This is a genomic window from Pseudonocardia abyssalis (genome assembly GCF_019263705.2).
In the GTDB taxonomy this organism is placed as follows: domain Bacteria; phylum Actinomycetota; class Actinomycetes; order Mycobacteriales; family Pseudonocardiaceae; genus Pseudonocardia; species Pseudonocardia abyssalis.
Map to the genome: position 1 here is coordinate 2,789,697 of NZ_JADQDK010000001.1, position 24,395 is coordinate 2,814,091.

Below are 24,395 nucleotides of genomic sequence, written 5' to 3' on the forward strand. Positions count from 1 at the left end.
TTGCTGCCATCCGGGACGGGGGGTCAGGGGCGGGCGGACAGGATCGTGTCGACCAGCTCCACCGCACGGCCCGTGGACGGGTCGGACGGGAGTGCCGCGGCCATCCGGTCCGGGTGCACCGTCAGCCCCTCCAGGCTGACGCGCAGGCGGGCCGCGGCGCCGCCCGTCGCTCGGAGGAGGTCGGCGAGGGTCTCCCACTCGCTGTGCCACGCCCCCGCCGCCCGCTGGTGCTCCCCGTCCATCGCGGCGAGCAGCACCGCGACGAGGCCGGGGGCGCGGCGGGCCGAGGCCCGGGCGGTGACGGCGGCGATCGGGTTGCGCTTGTGCGGCATCGACGACGAGTCGCCCGGCGCGGCCTCGCTCACCTCGCCGAGCTCGGTGCCCGCGAGCAGCACCACGTCGGTGGCGGGCTTCGCGCACGCCCCGGCCGCGACGCCGAGCGCTCCCGCCAGCTCGCCGATCCGGGTCCGCTCCGTGTGCCACGGGACGCCGGGGTCGGCCAGGCCCAGGCGCGCGGCCAGGTCGGCGACGACGGGGACGGGAAGGCCGCGGAGCGTGCCCGCGGGGCCCCCGAGCTGGACCGGCAGCCCGCCGAGCACCGCCGCGAGCCGGGTGCGGGCGCGATCGACGCCGGCGCACCACCCCGCCGCCACGAGCCCGAACGTCGTCGGCAGCGCCTGCTGGCCCAGCGTCCGGGCCATCGTCGGGGTGGCGCGGTGGGCCGCGGCGAGCCCGGCGGCGGCGTCGGCGGCGGCACGCAGGTCCTCGAGCAGGACCTCCCCGGCCCAGCCGGTGAGCAGCACCGCGGCGGTGTCCATGACGTCCTGGCTGGTGGCGCCCGGGTGCACCGAGGGCCCCACCTCGGGTCCGACCGCCGCGCGCAGCGCCCGGACCAGCGGGATCACCGGGTTGCCCCCTTCGACGGACGCGAGCCCGAGCGCGGCCGGGTCGAGGTCGAGGTCGACGGCGGCGATCGCCTCGGCGTGTCTGGCGGGGATGACCCCGTGAGCCGCGGCGGCCTGCGCGAGCGCCACCTCGACGGCGACGAGTGCGGCCACCCACGCGGCGTCGTCGAGCCGGGCGGCGACCCGGTCGCCCCCGAACAGCGGGTCGAACAACGCTCCGCGCGTCACGGACACCTCCGGGTCGACGTGCGAACGGCCCGTCCGCACGCTCTCATTGTGCGAACGGGCCGTTCGTCGGGGACGGGCGGGGGCGGGTGGGCACGGGCGGGGCGCACGAACGACCCGTCCGCCCGGTGTGGCCGGACGAACGGGCCGCTCGCCCCGGACCCGGCGGGGCAGTCGACCGGGGCGTGCTGGGTCGTTCAGGCGGTGGCGCCGGGCTCCACCGGGAGCGTGCGCAGGCCGCGGATCAGGGTGCTGTGGCGGTACACCAGCTCCGCCGGGTCGACGGCCAGGGCCAGGTCGGGGCGGCGGGTCAGCAGCAGCCCGATCGCCTCCTGCGCCTCGATCCGGGCGAGCTGCGCGCCCAGGCAGTGGTGCAGGCCGTGGCCGAACGCGGTGTGACCGCTCGCGTCGCGGTCGATCCGCAGGTCGGCGGCGTCGGGCAGGCGCTTGTCGTCGCGGTTGGCCGAGGCGAGCGAGAGCGTCACGATCGAGCCTGCCGGGATCGTCACCCCCCCGTACTCGACGTCCTCGGCCGCGAAACGAACCGGCGCGCTGTGCACCGGGGAGTCCCAGCGCAGGAACTCCTCGACCGCCGACGCGATCAGGTCGGGCTGCTCCACCAGGAGCGCGCGCTGCTCGGGGTGGGTGAGCAGGGCGAGGACGCCGTTGCCGATGAGGTTGACGGTGGTCTCGTGCCCGGCGATGAGCAGCAGCATCGCCATGGCGACGAGCTCCTCCTGGGACAGCACGTCACCGTCGTCGGCGACCGCGATCAGGCTGCTGATCAAGGCGTCGTCCGGGTTCTCGCGCTTGGCGTCGATCAGCGTCGACAGGTAGCCGTGCAGCTTGCCCGCCGCGGCCGTCGACTCGTCCTGCGTGGACTCGTCGACCATCACGTTCGACCACGCCGCGAAGTCGTCGCGGTCCTCGGCCGGCACGCCGAGCAGCTCGCAGATCACGAACACCGGCAGCAGGAAGGCGTAGGAGGACATGAGGTCGACGGGCCCGGAGGTGGGCAGGTCGTCGATCAGCCGGTTCGCGAACTCGGCGACGCGCGGGCGCAGCTCCTCCATCCGGCGCACCGTGAACGCCCGGGAGACGAGCTTGCGCAGCCGCGTGTGTCCCGGGGGGTCCATCAGGATCATCATCGGGATCGGCGTGGCCGGCTGGCCCTCGCGCGCGTCGGCGGGGAGGGTGTAGCGCCAGTCCTTGCTCAGCCGCGGGTCGGTGAGCGCGGCGCGGACGTCGGCGTGGTCGAACATCATCCAGACCGGGCCGTCGGGCTGCTGGACCTGGCGGACCGGCGCACCGGCCCGCTGCGCCTCGTAGGCCGGGTAGGGGTCGTTCCAGAAGGCGCCGTCGAACAGGGCGGTGGCGTCGTGCGTGGTTGTCACGGTGCTCCCATCAGCGATGTAAGCGCTAGCTTACGTGAAGTCGGGACGGGGCCAGATCGACCGGGGCGGGGGCCCCGCGGACGACCGACGCGGCCAGCACCGACAGCGCGGGGGCGGACTCGATACCCGAGCCGCCCTGCCCCGCGACGAACCAGAAGCCCGGGTGCTCCGGCCACGCGCCGACCACCGGACAGCGGTCGGGCACGAACGAGCGCAGCCCGGCCCAGCTCGTGCGGACCGAGCGCAGGCCCAGCCCGGTGACGGCCTCGACGCGCTCCAGTGCGAGCGCCACGTCGACGTCGTCGGGTCGGGCGTCGCCGGGCGGGGAGGGGGTCTCGTCGGCGCGGGAGACCAGCAGGTCCTCGCCCTCGGACTTGAAGTAGAACCGCTCCGCGGCGTCGATCACCATCGGTCGGCCCAGCCGCGACGGGTCGGGCACGCGGACCATCGCGATGGTCCGGCGCAGCGGCGTGAGCCCGGTCCGGGGGACGCCGGCGAGTGCGGCGACCTCGTCGGCCCACGCGCCCGCGGCGTTCACCACCGCACCCGCCCGCAGCACGTCGCCGCCCGCCTCGACCCGCCAGCCGGAGCCGTCACGGGTCATCGCGGTGACCGGGGCGGCGGTGCGAACGGTGCCGCCGCGGGCCCGCAGGCCGCGGACGTAGCCCTGGTGCAGCGCGTCGGTGTCGATGTCGCCCGAGCCCTCGGTGAGCGCTGCGGCCCGGACCGCACCCGGGGCCAGTGCGGGGCAGAGCCGCCGCGCGTCCCCGGCGTCGATCGCGACCGGGGCGCCCGGCTCGCCCGCGCGCTCGGCGAGCACGTCGACCAGCGCGGCCTCGCCCTCGTCGTCGCACCCGACCCAGAGCACGGGGCGCGGGGTCAGCAGCGGCGGCGTGCCGAGCTCGTCGGCGAGCGCGGCGAACCGCGGCCCGCTGCGCTCGATCAGCGCGCGCACCGCACCGACACCGTGCCCGGGTACGTAGATCGCGGCCGAGCGGGCGGTCGAGTGCGTGGCCAGCGCGGTCTCGGCCTCGAGCAGGAGCACCGAACGGTCGGCCGCCAGCTCGTAGGCCACCGACGCCCCGGCGATGCCGCCCCCGACCACCACGACGTCCACCACGCGACCCACTCTAGAAACTCGGTGGCAGACCCGCGCGCTGCGCCGTTACCGTCCTGCGCATGCGCAACTGAGACGCCCGCCGCGAGCCGCGGCCCCGCGGCCGGTCGACCCCTCTGGTCCCCGCCGCCCCGTCCCCGTCCCGTCCGAGGGCCGTTCTCCCGGCCCCGGCGCTGCCCTCAGGAGACCCGCATGCGTGAACCGAACCAGAACCCGCCGCAGAACCGCGCCGCCCGCCGCGGGAAGCGCACCGAACCCGTGCCCCCGGCCGCCCGCTACCGCGGTTCGGCGGCACCCGCCCGGCCCGCCCAGGGCCGCCGGGTCACGCCGATCCGCCGCTCGGCCTGATCCCGGTTCCACCGCGCCGCCGGTCCCGCGTCCACGGGACCGGCGGCGCCTACCATCTCCCGTGTGGGTATCTGCACGGTCTGGTGGGCGACGCCGCTGGCCCCCGGTGACGCTCCCGGGCTCCTCGATCTCCTCGACGCGCACGAGCGCGGGCGGATCGGCCGCTTCCGCCGCGACCTCGACGCCGCCCGCTACCTCGCCGCTCACGCGCTCACCCGCCTCGTGCTCGCCGCCCGGCTCGACGCCGACCCCGCGGCGCTGGCCTTCGACCGCACCTGCCGCTGCGGTGAGCAGCACGGCAAGCCCCGTCTCGCCCAGGACGGTCCGGGCTTCTCGATGACGCACGCCGGCGACCTCGTCGGGCTGGCCGTGCACGACGGTCCGGTCGGTCTCGACGTCGAACAGGCCCGCCCGCTCTCCGACCTCGCCGGGATGACCGCGCACGCGTGCTCGCCGCACGAGAGCGTCGCCGACGAGGCCTCGTTCTTCCGGCTCTGGACGCGCAAGGAGGCCCTGCTCAAGTCCACCGGTGAGGGCCTGTCCACCCCGATGTCGGCGATCACCCTCACCCCCGACGGCGGCGTCGACTGGCCAGGGCGGCAGGTGTGGCTGCACGACCTCTCCCCCGCCCCCGGGCACCCGGCTGCGCTCGCCGGGCCCGGCTCCGTACCGCCGGAGGTGGTCGAGGCGGACGGGGACGCCCTGCTGCGCACCGGTCCGTGAGCGTGGACCGCTGGGTGCTGCACCTGGACATGGACGCCTTCTTCGCCTCCGCCGAGCAGCTCACCCGCCCCACGCTGGCCGGGCGGCCGGTGCTTGTCGGGGGTCTGGGACCGAGGTCGGTGGTCGCCGGGGCGAGCTACGAGTCGCGCGTGTTCGGCGTCCGCTCGGCCATGCCGATGGGCCAGGCCAGGCGCCGCTGCCCGCACGCGGTGACGGTCCCGCCGCGGTTCGTGCTCTACCAGGCACTCTCCGAGCAGGTCATGGGCGTGCTCGCGGAGGCGGCCCCGGTGCTGGAGCCGGTGTCGGTCGATGAGGCGTACCTGGAGCCTCCCGTCCTCGCGGGGGCCGGGGCCGACGTCGTCGAGCGGTTCGCGGTCGACCTGCGCGCCGCGGTGCGTGCGGCGACCGGGCTGCCCGCGTCGGTCGGGGCGGGGACGGGCAAGCAGCTCGCGAAGATCGCCTCGGAGCTCGCGAAGCCGGACGGGTTCCGCGTCGTCACCCCCGAGGAGCAGCAGGAGGTGCTCGCGCCGCTGCCGGTGCGCGCGCTGTCCGGTGTGGGCCCCGTCGCGGAGACGGGCCTGCACCGGTTGGGCATCCGCACGGTCGGCGCGATCGCGGCGATGGACCTGCGCGAGCTGACGGGGCTGCTCGGCACCGCGATCGGCACGGAGTTGCACCGCCTGGCCCGGGGCGTCGACGAGCGGCCGGTCGCGCCGCGCGGTGCGGCGAAGCAGGTGAGCGCGGAGACGACGTTCGACGCCGACCTCACCGCGATGCGCGCGGTCCACGAGGCCGTCGCGCGGATCACCGAGTCGGCGCACCGCAGGCTCGTGGCGTCCGGGCGGGCCGCGCGGACCGTCACGGTCAAGGTCCGCAGCGCCGACTTCACCACCCACACCCGCTCGGAGACCGCAGCCATCGGCAGCACCGACCTCGGCGCGCTCACCGCGACCGCCCAGAAGCTCGCGCGGACCGCGGTGCCCGAGGGCGGCGTCCGGCTGATCGGGGTGTCACTGGCCGGGCTGGGCGACGACCCGCCGCCCGCGCTGTTCGAGCCACCCCGCGCCGTCGACGTGCTCGACTCCGGCGAGACCGCCGCCGACGAGCCGGAGGAGACGGCCGAGGCCGACCGGCCGTGGCGCCCCGGCGACGACGTCCGCCACGACGAGCACGGCCACGGGTGGGTGCAGGGCGCCGGGCACGGGCGCGTCACCGTCCGCTTCGAGACCCGCACGACGGGGCCCGGTCGCGCGCGCACCTTCCCGGCCGACGACCCGGCCCTGACCCGAACCGACCCGCTCGGCAGCCTGGCCTGAGCCGGTCCCACCCCCGGGGACCCGCGCACCGGGTCGCCGCCCGCGCACGTCCGGACGTGCGCGGACGGCGAGACGATGCGCGGAACCACGCCGAGGTCAGCTCCACCTGTCGGCGAGCGCCCGCCGGACCGGGCCCGGGGCCGCGGCCCGCGGGAGGACCGGGAGCGCGACGTCGAGGCCCCCGCGCACCACCTCCTCGGCGAACCGGTGCAGCAGCGCGGCGCCGTCCGCGTCGCACCAGGTGCCCGCGAGCACCCGGGCGAGCGCGGCGAGGTGGTGGGCGTCGCGGGCGGGATCGGCCGGACCGGGCCGGACCATCACTAGCAGCGGCGCACCCGCCGGGTCGAGCAGGACGGCGTCACCGGCGATCCGGCCGTGGTGCAGCCCGCGGGCGTGCAGCGCCCGGACGACCCGGGCGACGCCGCCCAGCACCGCCACGGCGTCGGAGGAGTCCAGGTCCGTGCCGGTCAGCAGGTCGACGAGCATCGGGCCCGGCGGCTGCGGCGTCCGCAGCCACACCCCGCCGTCGCGCACGACGACGTTGCCGATCGGCAGCAGCCCGCCCACGCCGGCGTCGCGGATCCGGCGGACCGCCTCCTCCGGCACCCCGTCGGCGACCCGCAGCAGCGCACCGGCCCCGCCGTCGGACGGGCGGAACCAGGTGGCGTCGGGGGTCGCCCGAACCGGCTGCGTCATCGGTCCCCCTCGGCACCGGGGCTCCCGACCCGGGGAGGTACTCGCCGCTGCCCACCCGTCGCGTTACACCTGTTCCCGGGCCGCGTCGGTGACGCTGGCGTCGCCGAAGGTCGCGACGTCGTGCAGGGCCCGGACGGCCGCTCGGAGCAGGGGCAGCGCCAGCACCGCACCGGTGCCCTCGCCCAGGCGCAGGCCGAGGTCGAGCAACGGGTCGAGACCGAGGTGACCGAGGGCGAGGCGGTGCCCGGGCTCGGCGGAGCGGTGTCCGGCGACGCAGTACGCCACCGCCTGCGGAGCGAGCGCGGCCGCGACGAGGGCCGCCGCGCCGGTGCTGACGCCGTCGAGGAGGACCGGGATCCGCCGGGCCGCCGCGCCGAGGACGAGCCCGGCGATCGCCGCGTGCTCCAGCCCGCCGAACGCCGCGAGGACGCCGATCGGGTCGGCCGGGTCGGGGTGGTGCAGGGCCAGCGCGTCGCGGACGACGGCGGTCTTGCGGGCCAGCGTGGCATCGTCGATGCCGGTGCCACGACCCGTCGCCTGCTCGGGGTCGGCCCCGGTGAACGCACAGATCAGCAGCGCGGCGGCGGTGGTGTTGGCGATGCCCATGTCACCGGTGAGGACACACCCGTGCTCCGGCACCGCGGCGATCCCGGCCTCGATCGCGGCGACGACCTGCCCGCGCGTCAGCGCCGGGCCGACCGCGAGGTCGGCGGTGCCGTCGGCGACGCGGCGGGCGAGCACGCCGTCGAGGGCGGGCAGCGGTGCGGCCACTCCGACGTCGAGTACCCGCACCTGCACGTCCGCCGCCCGGGCGAACGCGTTGACGACGGCACCACCGGCGGCGAAGTTCGCGACCATCTGCGCCGTCACCTCCTGCGGCCACGGCGTGACGCCCTGCGCGTGGACGCCGTGGTCACCGGCGCAGACCACGACGACCGCCGGGTCCGGCAGCGGCGGCGGGCAGGCGCCGGCGATGCCGGAGAGCGTGACCGCGAGGTCTTCGATGCGGCCGAGCGAGCCGGCGGGCTTGGTCATGCGGTCGAGGCGGTCGGCGGCCTCGGCGCGCGCGGCGGCGGCGGGCGGGGTGATCGCGGCGAGGGTCGCGTCGAGCAGGGTCACAGCGTCCGAGGTCACAGCGTCCGAGGTCACAGCGTCCGAGGTCACAGCGCGCCTCCGCGGCCGGTGCGGGCGGGGGGCACGATCAGGGTCGACAGGTACGGGCCCGGTTCGTCCGGGTCCAGGTCCGCGGCCGGGCGCACGTCCTCGTCGGCGAGGCCGAGTCCCGCGCCGTACACCGCTCCGTCGAGGCGGCCGGTCTCACGCAGGACCGCGAGGGTCTCGGGGAGCCTGCGCCCGAACTTGTAGGCCACCACGGAGTCGCCGCGGGTCAGTGCCTCGCGGAACAGGTCGGCACCCGCCGTCATCGGGAACAGCGACAGCGTCTCCTTCCCCTCGACGAGCGGGGTGCCGCTGCGGGCGGCGAGGTCCTGCATGGCGGTGATGCCGGGGATCAGCTCGACCGCCACCTCGCCGACGAGGTCGCGGACGGTGGCGGCGAGGTAGGTGAAGGTCGAGTAGACACAGGGGTCGCCGATCGTGGCGAAGGCCGCCGTGCCGCCGGGGTGCTCGGCGAACCAGCGCGCCACCTGCTCGGCCGCGGCGTCCCAGGCCTGCTCGCGGCGGGCGGTGTGTTCGCGGTCGTGCAGCGCGAACACCACGCGCTCGATGCGCCACGCCTCGGCGTAGAACAGGACGGTCTGCTCGGCGCGGCCCGTCTCCAGCGTGTCGGCGACGGGCACGAACACGACGTCGGCCTTGGCCAGCAGGTTCGCGGCCTTGACCGTGACGAGGTCCGGGTCGCCGGGGCCGACGCCCACTCCCACGAGCGTGCTCATTCCTGGCCCTCCAGGTCGCCCTCGAGCTCGAGGTAGGTCTGCTTGAGCCGGTCGAGCACGGCGTCATCGGGCTTGGCCCACATGCCGCGGTCGGCCGCCTCCAGCAGGCGCTCGGTGATCCCGCGCAGCGCCCACGGGTTCGACTTCTCCATGAACGCCCGGTTGGTCTCGTCGAACACGTAGCTCTCGGCGAGCTGGGTGTACATCCAGTCGTCGACGACGCCGGCGGTGGCGTCGTAGCCGAAGAGGTAGTCGACGGTGGCGGCGAGCTCGAACGCGCCCTTGTAGCCGTGCCGCTGCATCGCGGTGATCCACTTCGGGTTCACCACGCGCGCCCGGAACACCCGCTTGGTCTCCTCGGCCAGCGTGCGCGTCTTCACGGCGTCGGTGACGGCGGAGTCGCCGACGTACGCGGCGGGCGTGCGGCCGGTGAGCGCGCGGACCGTGGCGACCATGCCGCCGTGGTACTGGAAGTAGTCGTCGGAGTCGACGATGTCGTGCTCGCGGGTGTCCTGGTTCTTCGCCGCGACGGAGATGCGCCGGAACGACTGCTCCATGTCGGCGCGGGCCTCGCGCCCGTCGAGGCCGCGGCCGTAGGCGTAACCGCCCCACACGGCGTAGACCTCGGCGAGGTCGGCGTCGCTGCGCCAGTTGCGGGCGTCGATCAGCGGGAGCAGGCCGGCCCCGTAGGCGCCGGGCTTGGAACCGAAGATGCGCGCGGTGGCGCGGCGGCGGTCGCCGTGGGTCGCGACGTCGGTCTCGACGTGCTCGCGGAGGAAGTTGTCCGGCTCGTCGAGCTCGGCGACCGCGGCGAACGCGTCGTCGAGCAGCGCGATGACGTGCGGGAACGCGTCGCGGAAGAAGCCGGAGATGCGGACCGTGACGTCGATGCGGGGGCGGCCCAGCTCGGCGCGCGGCACGATCTCGAAGCCCGTGACGCGGCGCGAGGCCTCGTCCCAGACCGGGCGGGTGCCGATCAGGGCGAGGATCTCGGCGAGGTCGTCGCCCTGGGTGCGCATGGCGGACGTGCCCCACACCGTGAGGCCGACGCTGCGCGGGTACTCGCCGGTGTCGGTGAGGTGCCGCGCGATCAGGGAGTCGGCGAGCATCGTCCCGATCTCCCACGCGCTGCGCGACGGGATCGCCTTCGGGTCGACGGAGTAGAAGTTGCGGCCGGTCGGGAGCACGTTGACGAGCCCGCGCGTCGGGGAGCCGGAGGGGCCGGCCGGCACGTAGCCGCCGTCGAGGGCGTGCAGGACGCCGGAGACCTCGTCGGTGGTGCGGTCCAGCCGCGGCACGACCTCGGCGCAGCCGAACTCCAGCACGGCGACGACGTCGGGGACCTCCTCCCCCAGCAGTTCTGCGCACACCGACGCACCACCGGACCAGCCCCGCTCCTGCACGGCGGTGACCAGGGCCCGCCCGACGCCCTCGAGCACGTCGACGAGGTCGGCGCCGGTCCGCGAGGGCCCCGGGGCGACGGAGACGAGCCGGGCGAGCCGGTCGGCGGACGCCTGCGGTGGCGTTGCAGTGGGGTGGCTCTGCTCCAACCCGGTTGCAGTGGAGCCACCCCACTGCGATTCGGGGGCGGGGGATGTGGGGGGCACTGCGGCGCCGGGGGTCGCGAGGAGCTGCTGCTCGTCCAGGCCCGCCCACGCCGCCAGCGCCGCGCGCAGGCCGGGCAGCGCGCGCTTCCCGCCCCACACCTGGGTGGCGCGCAGGATCGCGAGCACCAGGTTGACCTGGGCCTCCCCCTCCGGGACCCCACCCAGGATGTGGAGCCCGTCGCGGATCTGGACGTCCTTGACCTCGCACAGGTACCCGTCGATGTGCAGGACGAAGTCGTCGAAGTCGTCCTCGCCCGGCGCGGTGTCGACGTGCAGGTCGTGGTGCAGCTGCGCGGCCTGCACGACCTCCCAGATCCGGGCGCGGAGCGCCGGCATCTTGGCCGGGTCCATCGCCTGGACGGTCGCGTACTCGTCGAGCAGCTGTTCCAGCTTCGCCATCTCGCCGTAGGTGTCGGCGCGGGCCATCGGCGGCACGAGGTGGTCGACGACGACGGCGTGCCCGCGGCGCTTGGCCTGCGTGCCCTCACCGGGGTCGTTGACGATGAACGGGTACACCAGCGGCAGCTCGCCCAGCACGGCGTCCGGCGCGCACTCCGCCGACAGCCCGAGTCCCTTGCCCGGCAGCCACTCCAGCGTGCCGTGCTTGCCCAGGTGCACCACCGCGTCGGCGCCGAAGGAGTGCTCCAACCAGCGGTACGCGGCGAGGTAGTGGTGCGACGGCGGCAGGTCCGGGTCGTGGTAGATCGCGATCGGGTTCTCCCCGAACCCGCGTGGCGGCTGGATCATCAGCATGACGTTGCCGAACGTGAGCGACGCCAGCACGATGTCCGACCCGTCGACGTAGAGCGAGCCCGGCGCCTCCCCCCAGTGCTCGCGGATGCCGTCGGTCAGCGTTGACGGCAGGGAGGCGAACCAGCGCTCGTAGTCGCTCAGCGCCACCCGGGCCGGGGCCGCGGAGAGCTGCTCCTCCGTCAGCCACTCGACGTCGTGCCCGCCGGCGGCGATGAGGGTGTGGATCAGCTCGTCGGAGTCCTGCGGGAACTCCCCCACCGCGTAGCCGGCCCGGCGCAGGGCGTTGAGCAGGACGACGGCGGACGCCGGGGTGTCGAGACCGACCGCGTTGCCGACGCGCGAGTGCTTGGTCGGGTAGCTGGACAGCACGACGGCGAGCTTCCGGTCCGCGACGGGCGTGCGGCGCAGCGACGCATGGCGCACCGCGAGGCCCGCGAGCCGGGCGGCGCGCTCCGGGTCGGCGCGGTAGACGGGCAGGTCGTCGCCGGGCGCGGTCTCCTTGAACGAGAACGGCACGGTGATGATCCGGCCGTCGAACTCGGGGATCGCGACCTGCATCGCGGCGTCCATCGGCGACAGCGCGGCGTCGGAGTCGTCCCAGGTGGCGCGCGAGGTGGTCAGCGAGAGTCCCTGCAGGACCGGGACGTCGAGCGTCGCGAGCGCGCCCGCGTCCCACGCGTCCTCCTCGCCCCCGGCCGACGCCGACGACGCGACGGTCCCTCCCGCCGCGAGCACCGTCGTGACCAGCGCGTCGACGCCGGAGAGCAGCGCCATGAGCTCGGTGTCGGCCTGGCGCAGCGACGCGCAGAACACCGGCAGCGCGTTGGCCCCGCGCGATTCGATCGCGTCGCAGAGCGTCTCGACGAACGCGGTGTTCCCGCTCAGCGCGTGCGCCCGGTAGAAGACGACGCCGACGGTCGGCCGCCCGGGGTCCCGCACCCGGTCACCGAGGACACCGAACTCCGGCGTCGCCTCGGGCGCGGCGAACCCCTCGCCGGTGAGCAGGACCGTGTCGGAGAGGAAGCGGTGCAGCTCCCGCAGGTTCGCGGTGCCGCCCGCAGCGAGGTAGGCCAGCGCCTCCGACGTCACGCCCGCGGGCACGGTGGACGCGGCCATCAGCTCGGCGTCCGGGGCCGCCTCACCGCCCAGCAGCACGACGGGGCGACCGGAGGCGACGAGCGCGTCGACGCCGAGAGGCCAGGCCCGGCGCCCGCCGAGGAGGCGGAGCACGACGACGTCGACGCCGTCGAGCAGCGCCCGGAGTCCCTCCGGCTCCACCCGCGCGGGGTTCGCGGTGCGGTAGAGCGCGCCCGACCCTCTGGCGGCGAGCAGTTCGGTGTCGGCGGTGGACAGCAGCAGGACGACGGGCGCCATCTTCGGCTCCTCCTCCGAGGGTCCGCGCCCTCGACTCGGGGTGATGACGGCAGCGAGTCTCCTGGCTCCCGGATCGACACGGTGCGCCCGACCTTCCCGCCTCTCGGCAGTGGTCACGACGGCTGGGCGGCCGCTCCCCGGTGACAGTGGCGGGACCGCGTCGGACTCGCACCGACTTCCTCCACTGCCGTCGGACACACAGGACCACACAGCACGGGCGGGGGTCAACGAGAGGTGCCGCACCGGCGGGTTTAGCGACGACCCGCCTTCGGGCACCCCCCGGAAACGGTTCACTCGTTCGAGTGTGTCGTCCGCCACACAGAGAGGTGTCCGGTGGAACCCACCGTGATCGTCCTGATCGTCGTCGTCGTGGTCCTCGTGATCGCCCTCGGCGTCGCCGGCGTCCTGCTGTCCCGTCGGAAGCGGTCCGAGCGCCTCCAGGAGCGCTACGGCTCCGAGTACGACCGCACCCTCGCCGAGACCGGCGACCCCCGCGAGGCCGAGGCCCGCCTCGTCGAGCGCGAGAAGCGCCACGCCTCGCTCGACGTCCGCGACCTGCGACCCGAGGAGCGCGACCGGTTCGACGCGTCCTGGGCCGCGATCCAGCGCGGGTTCGTCGACGACCCGGTGCACTCGCTGCGGCAGGCCGACGGGCTCGTCGTGGAGATCATGCGCACCCGCGGCTACCCGGTCGACGACTTCGAGCGGCGCGCGGAGGACATCTCCGTCGAGCACCCCGACGTCGTCGCGCACTACCGCGAGGCCCGCGCCGTCCGCGACGCCACCGAGCGCGGCGGCGTCGACACCGAGCGGCAGCGCCACGCCGTGACGTCCTACCGGTCGCTGGTGGAGGCCCTGCTGGGCCGGGACACCCGCCAGGCCGACCCCCACAGCAACGGCCGCCACCACAGCGCCAGCACCGAGGAGCAGAGCCGATGAGCACCCCCGACCGATCCGACGACCGACCCCGCGGCGGCGTCCGCGGCGTCATCGACGACCTGCTGGGCCGCAACGACGACGAACCGCGCCAGGACGAGCACCGGGCCGAGGAGCTGCGCCGGCAGCAGGACGCACAGCCGGCCGTCCCGGGCCAGACCGGGCCCGGCCAGGCACCCGACGCCGGTGTGCCCGACGCCGGTGTGCCCGGCCGCCCGCCGCAGGGCTCCGCCCTCCCGGGTGACCACTTCGGCACACCTCAGGGCCGGCCCCCGGCCCCGACGACCCCGCTGGCCGGCGGTCCCGCCGAGGCGCGGACCGAGCAGATCCGCGACGGCTCCGGCCCGGGCGCCGGCGCCGCGGGCGCGGCTGCGGCCGCCGGGATCGCGGGCGCGGGCGTGCCGGGCACGCGGCAGGGCGACGAGGGCCGGCCGGGCAGCGGTCACGTCACGGGCGACCGGCACCTCACCGACGACCGGAGCGGGAACGAGCGCCTCGACCGGGCCCCCGCGGGCGGCGTGGGCGACGCCGCCGGGCACCCGGGTGGACAGCAGGTGCAGAGCCGGGTCCAGGGCGGCCAGGCTCAGGGCGGCCAGATCCGAGACGACCGGGCCCCGGTCGGTCAGGTGCAGGGCGGCGGCCCGGTGCAGGGTGATCGATCCCTGAGCGGCCAGTCGCAGGGTGCTCAGACCCAGGATGCCCGGACCCAGGGCGGTCCCGTCCAGGGCGGTCCCGTCCACGGCGACCGGACGCCGGACGGACCGGCCTACGCCGGTCCCGCCCACTCCGCGCCGACCCACGCCGCGCCGACCCACGCCGCACCGACCCACGACGGACCTGCCCAGCCCGGCACCGCCCAGCCCGGCACCGCCCGGTCCGGCGCGGGTCACGCCGAGCAGGACCACGCGGGATCGACCCGTGACCACGACGCCGGCCGCACCGGCTCGGCCCCCGCCGCCGGAGCAGCCGTGGCCGCAGGCGCGGCGGGCTCCACGATCGGTTCCGCGGCCGAGGGCACCGCACCGCACCAGGCCGGATCCGGCATGGGTGACGACGCCAGCGGCCGCGAGCGGTTGTTCCCGCAGGACCGGGCACAGGAGTACGGGTCGCGCTGGGACGCGGTGAAGGGCGCCTTCGTCGACGAGCCGCGCCAGGCCGTCCGCCAGGCCGACGCGCTGGTCGGCGAGGTGCTCGACGAGCTGGAGCGCCTGTTCCGCGAGCAGCGCAGCGGGCTGGAGCACGGGCTCGACACCGACGACACGTCCACCGAGGACCTGCGCCTGGCCCTGCGCCGCTACCGCAGCTTCTTCGACCGGCTGCTGTCCCTGTAGCGCGTAGTCGTACGGATACCGGGCTCCGCGGGCGCACCTAGACTGCGGCCGTGGAGCCCGTACCCGTCGACCTGGGCATCCCCGGCCTCACCGGCGCGCGGGAGCTCGGCCGCGGCGGCTTCGGCTCGGTGTACGCCGTGCAGGAGCCGGAGTTCGGGCGCTCGGTCGCGGTGAAGGTCCTGCGGCAGCGCCTCGACGACGCCGCCGTGCGCCGGGCGTTCGCCCGCGAGTGCCAGGCGATGGGCGCACTGTCCGGGCACCCGCACATCGTCACCGTCCACCGCGGCGGCACGACCGGGCACGGGCAGCCCTACATCGTCATGGACCTGATGTCCGGTGGGTCGCTCGCCGACCGCGCCGCGACGCCGTGGCCGGAGGTACTCGAGACCGGGATCCTGCTCGGCGGCGCGCTGGAGACCGCGCACCGCCACGGGATCCTGCACCTCGACCTCAAGCCGGCCAACGTCCTCGTCTCCCGCTACGGCGAACCCAAGCTGGCCGACTTCGGCATCGCCCGCCTCCCCGGCATCGCCGAGACCTCCGGCGACATCCGCCTCAGCCCCGCCTACGCCGCGCCCGAACGGCTCGCCGAGGGCGCCAGCACCGTCCGCACCGACCTCTACGGGTTCGGCGCCACCCTGTTCACGCTGCTCACGGGCTCGTCCGCGTTCGGCCGCGACACCCCGGAGGAGCTGCTGGTGATGCTCGCGCGGATCGTCCGCGAGCCGGTCCCGGACCTGCGCACCCGCGGTGTGCACGACGCGGTGTGCCGGGTCGTCGAGCGGCTGATGGCCAAGGAGCCCGCGGAGCGGTACGCGTCCGCAGCCGACGCCGTCGCGGCACTGCAGGACGCGCAGCGCGCCACGGGGCAACCGGTCACCCGGGCCGTCGTCGAGGGGGCGGCGACGGCGGCGCAGGAGTCGGCGGCCCCGACCGACCTCGCCCTGGAACCGGCGCCCCTGACGGCCCGGTCCTCGTCGACCGCCCAGTGGCCCCCGGCGGTCCGGCCGGGGGCGGTCGCACCCTGGCCCACGTCGGCGCGACCGGTTCCGGCCGCGCAGCCGCCCACGGCCACACCCCGGCCCGCCGCGGTGCACCGGGCCCCGTCACCGCCGTGGCCGTCGACGGCCGCCGGGCCTGCACCCGCGCCGCGACCGTGGGCCGGAGCCGCACCCCCGGCACCCCCGGCACCCGCGAAGCGGTCGCGCCGCGGACCGCTGATCGGGATCGTCGCGGTCGTACTGGTCGCGGCGGTCGGCGTGGGCACCGCCGTCCTGTCGGGCGGGACCGGCGGGGCGATCACCCCGACGACGGACCCGGTCCCGACCTCGTCCGCCACCACCGCACCGCCGGTCGGCTCGGTCGTCGTCGCCCCGGGTGTGAGCGGGGCCGGGGTCCCGGCGGCCCTCGCCACGATGGACGCCTACGTCTCCTCGATCAACGCCGAGCGCTACGCCGACACGTTCGCCCTGTTCAGCAGCGACTCCCGCACCGCGCAGAACGGCCTGCAGGCCTGGCTGGACGTCCAACGCCCCCGCACGATCAGCGACGCGCGGATCACGTCGGTGACCGCCGACGCGACGGTCGTGATGACCTTCACCAGCCGCCAGGCCCCCGCCGACGGACCCGGCGGCGACCAGGACTGCACCGAGTGGGAGCAGTCCTACACGCTGACCGGCCCGGACCGGTTGATCCGCAGCAGCGAGACGCTCACCTCGCGGGCGTGTGCGTGATCTGCTCGGCCAGCCCGGCCACCGGCCCGATCACGACGACCGCGGGCGGGCTGATGCCCTCGTCGCGCACGGCATCGGCGACGGTCGCGAGCGTGGCGCGCACCGAGCGCTGGATGCGCATCGTGCCGTCCTGCACGACGGCGACGGGGGTGTCGGCGGGGCGGCCGCCGTCGATCAACGCGGTGGCGAACGCGGCGACCCGCTCCACGGCCATGAGCAGCACGATCGTGCCGCGCAGCCGCCCGAGCGCCGGCCAGTCGACGAGCGAGCGCGGGTCGTCGGGGGCCACGTGCCCGGACACCACCACGATCTCGTGCGCCACGCCGCGGTGCGAGACGGGCACGTCGGCGACGGCGGGCGCGGCGAACGCGCTGGTCACCCCGGGGACGACGGTGACCGGCACCCCGGCCTCGGCGCACGCGAGCGCCTCCTCGAAGCCGCGGCCGAAGACGTACGGGTCACCGCCCTTGAGGCGCACCACGAACTTCCCGGCCCGCGCGTGCTCGATGAGCAGCTCGTTGATCCGCGCCTGGTTCATCGCGCGGCCGTAGGGGATCTTCGAGGCGTCGATGACCTCGACGTGCGGGTCGAGGTGGTCGAGCAGGTCGCGCGGCCCGAGCCGGTCGGTGACCACGACGTCGGCGCGCGCGAGCAGCCGCCGCCCGCGCACGGTGATCAGCTCCGGATCACCGGGACCCCCGCCGACGAGTGCGACGCCGGGGGTGACGGGCTCCGCGGTGTCGTCGACGAGCCCGGTCTGCAGCGCCTCGACCAGCGCGGTGCGCACCGCGGCGGAGCGGCGCGGGCGGCGTCCGGCGAGCACACCGAGGGTGATCCCGTCGTGGTGGCCGACGGCCGGGGTGACGGCGGTGCCGCCGGTCGCGTCGTCGGCACGGACGCAGAACACGCGGCGCCGCTCCGCCTCCGCGGCCACGGCGGCGTTGACCTCGGCGGCGTCGGTGCAGGTCACGACGTACCAGGCGCCGTCGAGGTCGCCGTCGCGGTAGGGGCGGGCCTCCCAGGTCAGCTCGCGGGCCGTCGCCATGCCCTCGACCGCCGGGGTGACCTCCGGGGACACGACGAGCACGTCGGCCCCCGCCGTCAGCAGCCCGGCGATCCGGCGCTGGGCGACCGTGCCACCCCCGACGACGACGACGCGACGACCGGCCAGGACCAGCCCGGCGAAGTAGGGGTCCACGGCGATCACCCGGCGTGGCCGTGCGCGTGGCCGTGCCCGTGACCGGTCGACGGGTCGTCGGGGTGGTGGTGCGGGGTCTGCGGGGCGCCGAGCTTGTCCTCGAAGCCTGGGAGCAGCACGCGGTACGCGCAGGTGTCGCAGTTCATCCGGATGTCGCCGTGCAGCGCCTCGCGGTAGCGCTCGACCACCAGCGCGGCGAGCTCGTCGGTGTCGCCGAGGTAACCGGCGGTGCGGACGTCGAGATCGGGGTGGTCGGCCGCGAACGCCTGTGCCTGGGCGACGACGCGGCGCGGCAGCACCCCGTCGAACAGGAAGTAGGGCGCGACGACCACGCGCGTCGCCCCCAGCGCCCGGCAGCGGGCGAGACCGGAGGCGACGTCGGGCTTCGCCAGGGAGACGAACGCGGTCTCGACGAAGTCGTACCCGCGGCCTTCCTGCAGCAGCCGCGCCACCTTGGCCACCTCGGCGTTCGCGTCCGGGTCGGTGGCCCCGCGCCCGACCAGCAGCACCGCGGTGCCCTCGGCTGGGGCGACCTCGGCGATGCGCGTCGCCAGGATCTCCAGAAGTACCGGGTGCGGTCCGAGCGGGCGGCCGAAGACGTAGCTGGTGCCGGGCTCGCGGCGGACCTCGCGCTCGAGCGCCGCGGGGATGTCGCCCTTCGCGTGTCCGGCCCCGACCAGCACCATCGGCACGGCGGCGCGGCGGGTGTGGCCGCGCGCGGTGAGCCGCATCCACGCCTCGTGCACGGTCGGCTGCGAGAGCTCGATGAACCCGCCGTCGACGTCGACGTCCTCGGCGGCGAGCAGCGTGCGCACCCGGTCGGTGAAGGAGACGAACTCCGCCACCCCCGCGGCGTCGACCGTGCCGTGGCCGGCGAGCATCAGGGGTGGGTTCACAGTGCGTCCTCCGAGTACAGCAGGGCGTTGACGGCGGCGGCCGCCGCGGCGGCCCCACCTCGTTCGGAACGGTTGGAGACGGAGCCTGCTACCCGCCCACCCCGTCCCGCGTCACGGAGTGCGGCCTTCGCGGCGACGGAGCCCACGAAGCCGACCGGGAGCCCGATGACCAGCGGGGACCGCACGCCGGTGCGGAGCAGTTCGTCGAGTGCGGTGGGGGCGTTGCCGATCACCCAGACCGCGCCGTCGGGATGCTGCCGGGCCGCGGCGCGGATGCCGGTGGCCGAGCGCGTCAGCCCCGCGTCGGCGACCGGGGCGAGGTCGAGCGCGACCGTCGAGGGGCGGGCGGTGATCCCGACGGCGACCATCCGCACGTCGGTGATCAGCGGCGCGCCCGCGAGCAGCGCGGCCCGGCCGGCGCGCAGGGCGTCCTCGTCGCAGACCAGGTCACCGGCCCAGGTGGGGTCGGCGGTGGTGTGCACGATCCGCTCGACGACCGCGCGGGTGAGCGGCGGGAGGTCGGCGGTGTCGAGCCGGGTGCGCAGGATCGCGTAGGACTCGGTCTCGATGGGGTGCACGGTGCGCACGGCTGCTCCTCCCCGGGTTTCCTCGCCCGGTGCGGCGGTGGTGGTGGCGACGCGCGGGGTCTGGCTCCCCCTCGATCAGGGGTCACAGTGGCGGGACCGCCCCGGAGTGGCACCGGGTTCCCACGCAGTCGGATCGCGCCGAGCATAACCCGGGCCCGGCGACGGGGCCGCCGGTCGTGAGGCGGGCGACAGGATCGTGCGATCAGCTCCAGCGGTATCCCCGTGGCGTGACCATCCTCCCTGCCACCATCCGCGTGGTGCTGGACCCCACGACCACCGTCGTCAGCATGTCGACCTCGGCCGGGTCGAACTCCGACAGGGGCGCGGTCCACACCCGCTGCCCCGCCCGGCCGGACTGCCGCACCGCACCCACCGGGGTCTCCGGGGGCCGGTGGGCCCGGAAGGCGTCGAGGGCGGCGCCGAGCTGCCAGTGCCGGTCGCGGCTGCGGGGGTTGTAGAAGACCGTGACGAGGTCGGCGGCGGCCGCGGCGGCCACACGCTGCTCGATCACCGGGTACGGCGTGTGCAGGTCCGAGAGCGAGATGAGCACGTGGTCGTGCCCGAGCGGGGCCCCGAGCAGCGCCGACGACGACAGCGCCGCCGTCACCCCCGGCACCCCGACGACGTCGATGTCGGCGCCCGCCCCCTCCAGCGCGGGGCTCGCCATCGCGTAGATCCCGGCGTCGCCGGAGCCGATCAGGGCCACCGCGTGTCCCTTCGCGGCCAGTGCCACGGCGTCGGCGGCGCGCTGCTCCTCCTCGCCCAGCCCGCTCACGCGCAGCTCGGTGCCTGGGCGCAGGAGGTGGCGCACCTGGTCGACGTACTGGTCGAGCCCCACCACGATCGACGCCCGCCGCAGCTCGGCGTCGGCGCGTGGCACCCGCAGGTCCGCCGCGCCCGGACCGAGGCCGACGATCGCCAACCGCCCGCGCGGGCGCACCCGGGCGACGGCGACGGTCACGTTGTCGCCCTTGACCTTCTCGACGACGAGCTCGGCACCCGGGCCCGCGTGGTGCAGCGCGGCGGCCTCGGCCACGCTCGCCGTGCCGACCTCGGCGCGCACGACCTCGCTCGGGTTCGGCACCTCGACGCCCGCGAGCACGTCGGCCGGGTAGGTGTGCAGCTCGAAGGGGGCGATCGCGGCGAGGATGCCGGCCTCGTCGGCCTTGAGGTCGACGGACGCGACCGCGCGCACGGCCCGCAGGTCGAACCCGAACTCGGTCTCGACGCGACGCAGCGTCGCGGCGACGACGTCCGGGGTCACCCCGCGCGCGCTCCCGATGCCGACGACCAGCGTCTTCGGCACCAGCACCGTCCAGGCCGGGGCGGCTCCGGGCGCGGCGCGGTCGCTGATCGTGATGGTGTGCCGGGGCTCGCCCACCAGCGGCGGGAGCGGGGGCAGCGGGAAACCGAGCGGGTTCTCGACGAGCGCGGCGCCGTCGAGCAGGGCGGTGCCTGCGGCGGCCGCGTCGCCGTCGATCTCGGCGTCGAGGACCGCGGCGAGCTCGTCGAGGCCGGTCGACCCGGCGGCGTCGGAGGCGGTGGTGATCACCGGTTCGGCACCCAGCACGGTCGCGACGCGGACGGCGAGCGTGTTGGCCCCGCCCTCGTGGCCGCCGCACAGCGCGACCGCGAAGCGGCGGGCCTCGTCGACGCAGACCACGCCCGGGTCGGTGCGCTTGTCGGCGAGCAGCGGCGCGACGAGGCGCACGGTGGCGCCGGTGGCGAGGAAGAACACGGCGCCGTCGAGGTCGGGCCACAGCGCCGGGAGGGCGTCGAGCGGGTGGATCTGCGCACCGAGGGCGGGCGCGACCTCCGCGGCGGCGCGGCGACCGGCGTCGGTGACGGCGAACAGCGCGATCATGTGGTCTCTCCCCAGAGCAGGACTATCGGGTTGGTGGCGGCGAGGCGGACGGTGCCGTCGGGCAGGTCGGCGAGCCGCGACGCCGCGAGCTGGACGCCCTCGACGCGGTGCGCGCGCAGGGCATGGCGGGTGGGCGCGATGCGGTCCAGGGCGGCGAGCGCGACGACGACGCACGGCGCACCGGCCACCGCCTCCACCACCTCCGGCCCTCCCCCGCCGACGAACACCGCGTCGGGGTGCGGGAGTCCGGCCAGCACGGCCGGGGCCTCTCCCTCGACGACCCGGACGTCGACGCCGTGGGCCTCGGCGTTGGCCCGGATGCGCCCGACGTCGTCGGTACGGCGCTCGACCGCGATCACCGCGGCCCCGAGGCGGGCGCACTCGACGGCGACGGACCCGGATCCGGACCCGACGTCCCAGATCAGCCGGCCCGGGGCCGGGGCGAGCCGGGCCAGCGCGAGCGCCCGGACCTCGGCCTTGGTGATCATCCCGGCGCGGTGCTCGAACGCGGACTCGGGCAGGGCCCACCCGGCCGAACCCGCCCCGTCCGGCCCCGGCCCGGGGCCGGCGGACGGCCGTCGGCCACCGGGACGCGGGTCACCGCCGGCGATCCAGCCCGCGTCGGGCACGGCGTGGGGGTCGCGCAGGCAGAGCACGACGTTCGGGTCGCGCCAGGTGCGGGCGGCGGCCTGCCCGGGGGTCACGGTCGTGACCCGCTCGTCCGGCCCGTCGAGGTCCTCGGCGACGACGAGCGTGCGCTCCCACCCGTGCAGCGCCGCCCCGATCTCCGCGGGCCCGGCACCGGGGGCGGTGAGCACGGCGACGGCGGCGCGGGCGCGGCAGACGTTGACGGCCGGTCCGAGCGCGCGACCGTGCGCGCTGACCACGGCGACGTCGTCCCACGGCCGCCCGATCCGCGCGAACGCCCGCTGCACCGCCGAGCACGCCGGCAGCACGACCGGGGCGAGCCCGCGGGCGCGCAGGAGCCGGACGATCCCGAAGAACCCCGGATCCCCGCTGGCCAGCACCACGCCGCGGCGGCCGCCGAGCCTGTCCAACGCGGGGTCGACGGGCCCCATCTCGACCCGCTCGGCCGTGGCGGGGGCGAGGTGCAGGTAGCGGGCAGCGCCGGTGACGACCTCCGCACCGGCCAGCGCCTCCACCGCCCCCGGCGGCAGCGGCCCCCCGTCGATCCCGACGACGGTCAGCACGAGGCGCTCCCCCGGCCCGACGCGCTGACCCGGGTCCCAGTCCTGACACCGTCCCGTGCCCGCCGTGCGATCACCGACCCCGGACCCCACATGATCAGCGTCTCGGAACCGACAGCGGACTTCCGCGCACCGGCCCGTACCCAGCCGGTGATCACCGATCCCCGACGTCGCAGCCGCCCGGCCATGATCGACGTTTCGGTACCGGCAGCGGGCCCCACCCCGCTCGTCGTTCCCGGACGCCGATCATGAACGCGCGGGCGGGAGGGCCCGCCCGGCTCCCGCCCAGTCACGGGGTGGCGGATCGGGCGGCGCGCAGTGCGCGCCGGGCCTCCGCGTCGGGCTTGCGGAAGGTGTGGAAATGGCCCGCGTGGTAGAGGTGGCTCCGCGTCCCGGAGGACCCGAGCGCCGCCCCGACCAGGAAGAGCGTCTGGCGCCAGAGCTTGCGCTCCTTGCACACGGCCTCGACCTCGTCGAGCCGGCAGCGGATCGTCAGCTCGTCGGGCCAGGTGGTGCGGTAGGCGACGACGACCGGGGTGTCGTCGGGGTAGCCGCCCGCCCGCAGCTCGTCGACCATCTGCGAGGTCCGCGCCGCGGACAGGAAGATCGCCATCGTGGTGCCGTGCCGGGCGAAGTCGCGCAGCTTCTCGCGCTCGGGCATCGGGGTCTTGCCGCCCTCGAGCCGGCACAGCACGACCGACTGCGCGACCTCGGGGATCGTCAGCTCACGACCGGCCGCGGCGGCGGCCGCCCCGAACGCGGAGACGCCGGGCACGATCTCGACGTCCAACCCGATCTCGACGGCCGCGTCGTACTGCTCCTGCACCGCGCCCCACAGCGACGGGTCTCCGGAGTGCACCCGCGCGACGGCGAGTCCCTCGGCAGCGGCGCGGCGGTAGAGGGCGAGGACGCCCTCGTGGGCGATCTGGGAGGAGTCGACGAGCTCGGCGTCGGCACGGGCGTGCTCGACCACGCACTCCTCCATCACCAGCGACGCCGCCCAGATCACGACGTCGGCCTCGGCAATCCGCCGCGCACCGCGCAGGGTGATGAGATCGGCCGCCCCGGGCCCCGCTCCGACGAAGGACACACTTCCCTGCTTCACGCCGAACAGTGTCACCCACCGCGCGGGCCGGTGAGGCCGTCGGGGGCATGAGCCACCGCACACGTCGCCGACGGCGGGGCCGGGTTCCCGCGACTCGCGGGCGCAGAACTCGCGACTCGCGGACATGGATCTGGCGACTCGCGGGCGCGGAAGCAGCGACTCGCGGGCGCGGGTCTGGCGGCTCGCGGGTGGGTCAGGCGGCTGTCGCCGGGGCCGACAGGGCCGCGACCGACGTCCCCAACGACGTCTCCAGCACCCGGTCCCGCCGGCGGGGGTTCATCAGGTTGCCGCCCATCGCGGCGAGGTCGGCCGGGCCGGGGGTGAGGACCGTGACCCGCGCACCCGTCGCCCGCAGGTCGGCGACCTCGGCATCGAGCCAGCGGGTGAGCACCCGGCGCACCGCGCGCTCGGCGACGGCGAGGGGGTCGCGGGGGCGGTCGACAACGTGGCTCGCCATCGGGGCCAGCACGTAGACCTCGTCCAGCTCCGGGGCGCCGGGACCGGCCAGCAGCGCGACCGACGTGCTCGACGACACCGCCCCGTCGACGTAGCGGCGCCCGTCGATCACCTGCGGGGTGAACCAGCCCGGGATCGAGCACGACGCGAGCACGGCCTCCCCCACCGTCGACGGCGGCGCCCCCTCCCGGCCGAACACGACCCGCCGGCCGGAGTCGTAGTCGACCGCGGCGATCCACAGCGGCGGGCCCGGCACCCAGCCGTCGGTGGTGACGCCCGCACGCGTCTGCAGGCCCGCGACCATCCCGATCAGCGACCCCATCCGCCCCCGCCCGGCCGGGAGCAGCCCGGACGCCGCGACGACCGGGTCGACCGTGCCCGGGCGGGTCAGTGCGGTGGCGAGCAGCCGGGGCGACCCGATCCACGGCCGCGGGAGCGGCGGGAGCCCGTCACCGGACTCCCGTTCGAGGACGGCGGCGTCGGGCACGGCGTCGGTGACGTGGTCACCGTGCTGGTGCGCGAGCAGTTCCTCGACGGTCATCCCGCAGCGCAGGGCGGCGGCCAGGATGCTGCCCGCGCTGGTGCCGACGACGAGGTCGAGGTCGCCGAGCGGCCGGTCGAGGCGCGGGGCGAGTGCGGCGAGCATCCCGGTGGTCCAGGCCGAGCCGAGGATGCCCCCGGCGCCGAGCACCAGCCCGACCGTGCGACGACGTGACCTGCGCATGGCG

The 24,395-nt window shown here is 76.1% G+C and carries 20 protein-coding genes and 2 riboswitches; of the genes, 6 read left to right on the forward strand and 14 right to left on the reverse strand.

The genetic code is table 11. The annotated features are described in order from the left end of the window. Positions 1-23 precede the first annotated feature (23 nt). From I4I81_RS13500 to I4I81_RS13510, 3 genes are all read right to left on the reverse strand, one after another. Entirely contained in the window at positions 24-1,172 is a 1,149-nt protein-coding gene (locus I4I81_RS13500) for a lyase family protein (protein ID WP_226363924.1), read from the reverse strand. 155 nt (positions 1,173-1,327) lie between these two features. Beyond that, on the reverse strand, positions 1,328-2,524 hold the full coding sequence (locus tag I4I81_RS13505; protein ID WP_218616070.1) for a cytochrome P450 family protein: 1,197 nt from the start codon (positions 2,522-2,524) through the stop codon (positions 1,328-1,330). A 25-nt stretch (positions 2,525-2,549) separates the two neighbouring features. Further along, the gene (locus I4I81_RS13510) at positions 2,550-3,644 is read right to left on the reverse strand and encodes an NAD(P)/FAD-dependent oxidoreductase (protein WP_218606288.1); all 1,095 of its coding nucleotides are present in this window, start codon (positions 3,642-3,644) and stop codon (positions 2,550-2,552) included. A 189-nt stretch (positions 3,645-3,833) separates the two neighbouring features. Here I4I81_RS13510 and I4I81_RS13515 point away from each other — a divergent pair, with 189 nt between their 5' ends. The 3 genes from I4I81_RS13515 to I4I81_RS13525 all read left to right on the forward strand — a co-directional run bounded on the left by I4I81_RS13515 (position 3,834) and on the right by I4I81_RS13525 (position 6,028). Then, on the forward strand, positions 3,834-3,989 hold the full coding sequence (locus I4I81_RS13515) for a hypothetical protein (protein ID WP_218616071.1): 156 nt from the start codon (positions 3,834-3,836) through the stop codon (positions 3,987-3,989). A gap of 63 nt (positions 3,990-4,052) precedes the next feature. Next, positions 4,053-4,712, forward strand: a complete 660-nt coding sequence (locus tag I4I81_RS13520; RefSeq protein WP_226363925.1) for a 4'-phosphopantetheinyl transferase family protein — start codon at positions 4,053-4,055, stop codon at positions 4,710-4,712. Between the two features lie 2 nt (positions 4,713-4,714). Then, complete coding sequence (locus tag I4I81_RS13525; protein ID WP_218605392.1) at positions 4,715-6,028, forward strand: DNA polymerase IV; 1,314 nt, start codon at positions 4,715-4,717, stop codon at positions 6,026-6,028. 96 nt (positions 6,029-6,124) lie between these two features. Here I4I81_RS13525 and I4I81_RS13530 read toward each other — a convergent pair whose 3' ends face one another. The 4 genes from I4I81_RS13530 to cobN all read right to left on the reverse strand — a co-directional run bounded on the left by I4I81_RS13530 (position 6,125) and on the right by cobN (position 12,353). Then, complete coding sequence (locus tag I4I81_RS13530; RefSeq protein ID WP_218605390.1) at positions 6,125-6,724, reverse strand: protein kinase family protein; 600 nt, start codon at positions 6,722-6,724, stop codon at positions 6,125-6,127. A gap of 63 nt (positions 6,725-6,787) precedes the next feature. Then, the gene (gene cobT, locus I4I81_RS13535) at positions 6,788-7,843 is read right to left on the reverse strand and encodes a nicotinate-nucleotide--dimethylbenzimidazole phosphoribosyltransferase (protein ID WP_226363926.1); all 1,056 of its coding nucleotides are present in this window, start codon (positions 7,841-7,843) and stop codon (positions 6,788-6,790) included. A 41-nt stretch (positions 7,844-7,884) separates the two neighbouring features. Continuing rightward, complete coding sequence (gene cobI, locus I4I81_RS13540) at positions 7,885-8,619, reverse strand: precorrin-2 C(20)-methyltransferase (RefSeq protein WP_218605388.1); 735 nt, start codon at positions 8,617-8,619, stop codon at positions 7,885-7,887. Beyond that, positions 8,616-12,353 (reverse strand): cobaltochelatase subunit CobN, encoded by a 3,738-nt coding sequence (gene cobN, locus I4I81_RS13545; protein ID WP_218616072.1) that lies wholly within the window; start codon positions 12,351-12,353, stop codon positions 8,616-8,618. Before cobN ends, cobI begins: the two co-directional genes overlap by 4 nt. Positions 12,354-12,387: 34 nt before the next feature. Then, positions 12,388-12,560, reverse strand: a riboswitch (cobalamin riboswitch). 126 nt (positions 12,561-12,686) lie between these two features. Between cobN and I4I81_RS13550 the strand changes: the two genes are divergently transcribed. From I4I81_RS13550 to I4I81_RS13560, 3 genes are read left to right on the forward strand one after another with little or no spacing between them, the layout of a single operon-like run. Next, the gene (locus tag I4I81_RS13550; RefSeq protein WP_218603772.1) at positions 12,687-13,292 is read left to right on the forward strand and encodes a type 2 periplasmic-binding domain-containing protein; all 606 of its coding nucleotides are present in this window, start codon (positions 12,687-12,689) and stop codon (positions 13,290-13,292) included. Next, the gene (locus I4I81_RS13555) at positions 13,289-14,620 is read left to right on the forward strand and encodes a hypothetical protein (protein ID WP_218603773.1); all 1,332 of its coding nucleotides are present in this window, start codon (positions 13,289-13,291) and stop codon (positions 14,618-14,620) included. Before I4I81_RS13550 ends, I4I81_RS13555 begins: the two co-directional genes overlap by 4 nt. A 50-nt stretch (positions 14,621-14,670) precedes the next feature. Further along, on the forward strand, positions 14,671-16,353 hold the full coding sequence (locus I4I81_RS13560; protein WP_218603774.1) for a serine/threonine-protein kinase: 1,683 nt from the start codon (positions 14,671-14,673) through the stop codon (positions 16,351-16,353). Here the strand turns inward: I4I81_RS13560 and cobA are convergent. The 7 genes from cobA to I4I81_RS13595 all read right to left on the reverse strand — a co-directional run bounded on the left by cobA (position 16,331) and on the right by I4I81_RS13595 (position 24,391). Further along, positions 16,331-17,551, reverse strand: a complete 1,221-nt coding sequence (gene cobA / locus I4I81_RS13565; protein WP_372453608.1) for a uroporphyrinogen-III C-methyltransferase — start codon at positions 17,549-17,551, stop codon at positions 16,331-16,333. The two genes, I4I81_RS13560 and cobA, sit on opposite strands and share 23 nt — an antisense overlap. Before the next feature lie 5 nt (positions 17,552-17,556). After that, positions 17,557-18,447, reverse strand: a complete 891-nt coding sequence (locus I4I81_RS13570) for a sirohydrochlorin chelatase (protein WP_218603775.1) — start codon at positions 18,445-18,447, stop codon at positions 17,557-17,559. Beyond that, positions 18,444-19,034, reverse strand: coding sequence for a precorrin-8X methylmutase (locus I4I81_RS13575; protein WP_218603776.1), 591 nt, complete (start codon positions 19,032-19,034; stop codon positions 18,444-18,446). The genes I4I81_RS13570 and I4I81_RS13575 overlap by 4 nt, the downstream gene beginning before the upstream one ends. Positions 19,035-19,089: 55 nt before the next feature. Continuing rightward, a riboswitch (cobalamin riboswitch) is annotated at positions 19,090-19,156 on the reverse strand. An 80-nt stretch (positions 19,157-19,236) separates the two neighbouring features. Further along, a complete protein-coding gene (gene cobJ / locus I4I81_RS13580) occupies positions 19,237-20,898 on the reverse strand; it encodes a precorrin-3B C(17)-methyltransferase (RefSeq protein ID WP_218603777.1) in 1,662 nt (553 codons plus the stop codon). Continuing rightward, the gene (gene cbiE, locus I4I81_RS13585; RefSeq protein ID WP_226363927.1) at positions 20,895-22,109 is read right to left on the reverse strand and encodes a precorrin-6y C5,15-methyltransferase (decarboxylating) subunit CbiE; all 1,215 of its coding nucleotides are present in this window, start codon (positions 22,107-22,109) and stop codon (positions 20,895-20,897) included. The genes cobJ and cbiE overlap by 4 nt, the downstream gene beginning before the upstream one ends. A gap of 286 nt (positions 22,110-22,395) precedes the next feature. Beyond that, positions 22,396-23,211, reverse strand: coding sequence for a precorrin-4 C(11)-methyltransferase (gene cobM, locus I4I81_RS13590; RefSeq protein ID WP_218616074.1), 816 nt, complete (start codon positions 23,209-23,211; stop codon positions 22,396-22,398). Positions 23,212-23,404: 193 nt separating this feature from the next. Further along, positions 23,405-24,391, reverse strand: coding sequence for a patatin-like phospholipase family protein (locus I4I81_RS13595; RefSeq protein WP_218616075.1), 987 nt, complete (start codon positions 24,389-24,391; stop codon positions 23,405-23,407). Positions 24,392-24,395: the final 4 nt, after the last annotated feature.

Excerpts from the sequence above, each read along its gene's own strand:
- cobN (WP_218616072.1), bottom strand. The coding sequence starts at position 12,353 with ATGGCGCCCGTCGTCCTGCTGCTGTCCACCGCCGACACCGAACTGCTC.
- cobI (WP_218605388.1), bottom strand. The coding sequence starts at position 8,619 with ATGAGCACGCTCGTGGGAGTGGGCGTCGGCCCCGGCGACCCGGACCTC.
- I4I81_RS13530 (WP_218605390.1), bottom strand. The coding sequence starts at position 6,724 with ATGACGCAGCCGGTTCGGGCGACCCCCGACGCCACCTGGTTCCGCCCG.
- cobJ (WP_218603777.1), bottom strand. The coding sequence starts at position 20,898 with ATGATCGCGCTGTTCGCCGTCACCGACGCCGGTCGCCGCGCCGCCGCG.
- I4I81_RS13595 (WP_218616075.1), bottom strand. The coding sequence starts at position 24,391 with ATGCGCAGGTCACGTCGTCGCACGGTCGGGCTGGTGCTCGGCGCCGGG.
- I4I81_RS13515 (WP_218616071.1), top strand. The coding sequence starts at position 3,834 with ATGCGTGAACCGAACCAGAACCCGCCGCAGAACCGCGCCGCCCGCCGC.
- I4I81_RS13555 (WP_218603773.1), top strand. The coding sequence starts at position 13,289 with ATGAGCACCCCCGACCGATCCGACGACCGACCCCGCGGCGGCGTCCGC.